The sequence below is a fragment of the Streptomyces sp. NPDC058375 genome, assembly GCF_042723425.1.
Taxonomy (GTDB): domain Bacteria; phylum Actinomycetota; class Actinomycetes; order Streptomycetales; family Streptomycetaceae; genus Streptomyces; species Streptomyces durocortorensis.
On sequence record NZ_JBHXJG010000430.1, the window covers coordinates 1 to 3,253 of the forward strand.

General features: G+C 72.7%; 5 protein-coding genes. 4 read left to right on the plus strand and 1 reads right to left on the minus strand.

Annotated elements, in window-relative coordinates; translation table 11 throughout:
• Positions 1-770 (plus strand): hypothetical protein (locus ACFWM7_RS34580; protein ID WP_383268551.1); only part of this gene is annotated, 770 nt, incomplete at its 5' end.
• Between the two features lie 28 nt (positions 771-798).
• Here ACFWM7_RS34580 and ACFWM7_RS34585 read toward each other — a convergent pair.
• Entirely contained in the window at positions 799-1,257 is a 459-nt protein-coding gene (locus tag ACFWM7_RS34585; protein ID WP_383268553.1) for a DUF3093 domain-containing protein, read from the minus strand.
• A 58-nt stretch (positions 1,258-1,315) separates the two neighbouring features.
• Between ACFWM7_RS34585 and ACFWM7_RS34590 the strand changes: the two genes are divergently transcribed.
• From ACFWM7_RS34590 to ACFWM7_RS34600, 3 genes are read left to right on the plus strand one after another with little or no spacing between them, the layout of a single operon-like run.
• Positions 1,316-1,900, plus strand: a complete 585-nt coding sequence (locus ACFWM7_RS34590) for a PaaI family thioesterase (RefSeq protein ID WP_383268555.1) — start codon at positions 1,316-1,318, stop codon at positions 1,898-1,900.
• Positions 1,900-2,427: a dUTP diphosphatase gene (dut, locus tag ACFWM7_RS34595; protein WP_383268561.1), complete on the plus strand. Its 528-nt coding sequence runs from the start codon at positions 1,900-1,902 to the stop codon at positions 2,425-2,427. The genes ACFWM7_RS34590 and dut overlap by 1 nt, the downstream gene beginning before the upstream one ends.
• Before the next feature lies 1 nt (position 2,428).
• Positions 2,429-3,202 carry a DUF3710 domain-containing protein gene (locus tag ACFWM7_RS34600; protein ID WP_383268558.1) on the plus strand — a complete coding sequence of 258 codons (774 nt, stop codon included), beginning with the start codon at positions 2,429-2,431 and terminating at the stop codon, positions 3,200-3,202.
• Positions 3,203-3,253 lie beyond the last annotated feature (51 nt).

Genomic DNA, 3,253 nt, shown 5'->3' on the forward strand with positions numbered 1-3,253 from the left:
AAGTGGCCGGGGCGGCAGCACTGCCGGACCTGGCCGCGGAGCAGGACCGGGCGGAGCCCACGACCGGGGGCCGCCTGCACGCAGTGAAACGGGGCGTACGCAAGAGCGGGGAGAGCGCCAAGGCACTGGCGGCACAGCTGGCCGACCGCATCATCGACACGGCCCCGCGTGTGCCGGTGCGCGACCTCGCCACCCTGCGCAGGCAGTTCCCCGGGCTGGGGCCCGAGGAGCTGGCCGACAAGCTGGTCACGGGAGCCTGCCGGGGCACCGCGACCGTCGGCGCAGGCATCGGCGCCGCCGCCATGATGCCCGTACCGCCCGCCATGCTCGCCGAGCTGGCGGCCGAGGTCACCGGCGTCGCCGCGATCGAGATGAAGCTCGTCGCCGAGCTCCACGAGGTCTACGGCCGCCGCCCCCCGGGCAATGTCGGCCAGCGCAGCACCGCGTATCTGACGTCGTGGACGGAGGAGCGCGGCATCGACGTCACCCGGCCCACCACGCTCAACGCCGCCCTCGGCGGCCAGATGAAGCGTGAGCTGCGCCAGCAGATCATGAAGCGCATGGCGCGCAATCTGCCCAACCTGATCCCGTTCATGATCGGCGCCGCCGTCGGCGCCACGATGAACCGCCGCGACACCCGCAAGCTCGCCGACCGGATCAGGGACGATCTGCGCAAGGACCGGATCCCCTGGGACCGGCTGCCCGCGCTGCCGCCGCTGGAGCAGCCGCTGAACCCGGCCGAGCTGCCCAAGGAGATCGAGGGCCTCTGAGAGGGCCCCGGCCGGTCCGGCGAACGGCTCAGGCGGTCGGCACGGCGCTCAGCGCCGCCGCCAGGCCCCGCGGATCCCGGGTGGAGAGATAGACGTACGGAGTCGGGTCCTCCGGGTCCGTGACCTCCACCCGCACCGCCGTCTCCACATAGCCGCGCAGCAGCATGAACGCACGGGCATCCGCCTTGTGCGTGCGCCAGGCCCGCGCCTCCTTGGAGTCCAGCACCTCGGGCTCGCCGAGCGCCGACAGCGGGATCCGGGCGTCGCCGGCGACGAGCGCCCCCGCCACCACCCGGATCCGGGCGGAGCCGTAACTGCTCACCACGACAGCCGCCGCGGCCGTACCGCCGACCAGCCCGGCGAGCATCGGCAGGGTGCCCAGCGGCAGCAGCATCAGAGCGCAGGCGATACCGACCCCGAAGGCGATGAACCACCAGGAGCGGGGCGCGGTGAGACGTTCGTCGAAGGGCGGTGCGGAAGGCTGCATGGAACCAAGCTTGGCACGGCGCGACCGGCACACTGCCGCGCGGGTAAGGTCTGCGCCTGTGAGTGGAACATCAGCAGCTCTGAAACCCCCGGCCGACGCCGTCGCGCCGGTCCGGCACCCCGACGCGCCCGCCCCCGGCGAGCTCCTCGGAGCGCACTACGAACACTGTTTCGGCTGCGGCGGGGGACAGCCGCACGGACTGCACCTGATGGCGCGGGCCGGTGAAGGCGTGAGCGTCACCGCCGAGTTCACCGTGCAGCCCGCCCACCAGGGCGCCCCCGGCCTCGCCCACGGCGGCGTGCTCGCCACGGCGCTGGACGAGACCCTCGGCTCGCTGAACTGGCTGCTGCGCACGATCGCGGTGACCGGACGGCTGGAGACCGACTTCGTCCGCCCCGTCCCCGTGGACACCGTGCTCCACCTCGACGCCCGGATCACCGCCGTGCACGGCCGGAAGATCTACTCCACCGCCACCGGCCGGATCGGCGGGCCCGAAGGCCCCGTCGCGGTCCGCGCCGACGCCCTCTTCATCGAGGTCAAGGTCGACCACTTCATCGACAACGGCAGGCCCGCCGAGATCCAGGCGGCCATGTCCGACCCGGACCAGGTCAGGCGCGCCCGCGCCTTCGAGGTGAACCCGTGATGCGCAACCCCGTCGACGTACTGATCCGCCTGATCGACCCGGACGTGCCGATTCCGGCGTACGGACACCCGGGCGACGCCGGGGCCGACCTGGTGACCACCGAGGCCGCCGAACTCGCCCCCGGCGAGCGCGCGGTGCTCCCCACCGGGGTGTCGATCGCGCTCCCCGACGGGTACGCCGCGTTCGTGCACCCGCGCTCCGGCCTCGCAGCCCGCTGCGGAGTGGCCCTCGTGAATGCCCCAGGGACCGTGGATGCCGGGTACCGTGGGGAGATCAAGGTGATCGTGGTCAACCTCGATCCGCGCGAGAGCGTGCGATTCGAACGGTTCGACCGGATTGCCCAATTGGTTGTCCAGCAGGTCGAGAAGGTGCGCTTCCACGAGGTGGCGGAACTTCCCGGCTCGGCGCGGGCCGAAGGGGGCTTCGGGTCCACCGGCGGCCACGCGTCGGTGGACGGCGCCGAGGGCGGGATCACCCACGGTGGGAACAGCTACGCTTCGGTCGTATCCGACCGGGAAGGACAGTGACGTGTTCGGACGTCGCAAGAAGAGTGGTTCCGCCGAGGACGCGGTGGACGAGGTGCGCGAGGCCGAGCAGGTCGCCGACGAGCCCGAGGACGGCGACACCGCCGCCGGGGGCTCTCGTCGGATGAATCTTCCGCCGGCCCCCCGGCCGGACGGACCCTGGGACAGCACCGAGGTCTCCCAGCCCGGCGAGGGCCGGGTCGACCTGGGCGGCATCTTCGTCCCCGGGGTCGAGGGCATGGAACTGCGCGTCGAGGTGGCCGGGGACGCGATCGTCGCCGCCACCGTGGTGCTGCGCGACAGCGCGGTCCAGCTGCAGGCCTTCGCCGCCCCCAAGAAGGAGGGCATCTGGGGCGAGGTCCGCGACGAGATCGCCTCGGGCATCACCCAGCAGGGCGGCACCATCGACGAGGTCGAGGGCCCGCTGGGCTGGGAGCTGCGCGCGCAGGTCCCCGTACAGCTGCCGGACGGCACGGGCGGGGTGCAGCTCGTGCGCTTCGTCGGCGTCGACGGACCCCGCTGGTTCCTGCGCGGAGTCATCTCCGGCCAGGGAGCCGTCCAGCCGGAGGCCGCCGGACTGCTGGAGACGATCTTCCGGGACACCGTGGTCGTCCGCGGCGACGGCCCGATGGCCCCCCGCGACCCGATCGTCCTCAAGCTCCCCAACGACGCCCAGATGGTGCCCGAGGGCGTGCAGCAGGAGGACCAGGAGAGCTCGAAGTTCTCCGGCGGCATGGGCCAGCTCCAGCGCGGCCCCGAGATCACCGAGGTCCGCTAGCAGCGTCCAGCAGCACCTCGCAGTACAGGCCGGTGGGCCGCACCCTTTCCT

Excerpts from the sequence above, each read along its gene's own strand:
- ACFWM7_RS34585 (WP_383268553.1), bottom strand. The coding sequence starts at position 1,257 with ATGCAGCCTTCCGCACCGCCCTTCGACGAACGTCTCACCGCGCCCCGC.
- dut (WP_383268561.1), top strand. The coding sequence starts at position 1,900 with ATGCGCAACCCCGTCGACGTACTGATCCGCCTGATCGACCCGGACGTG.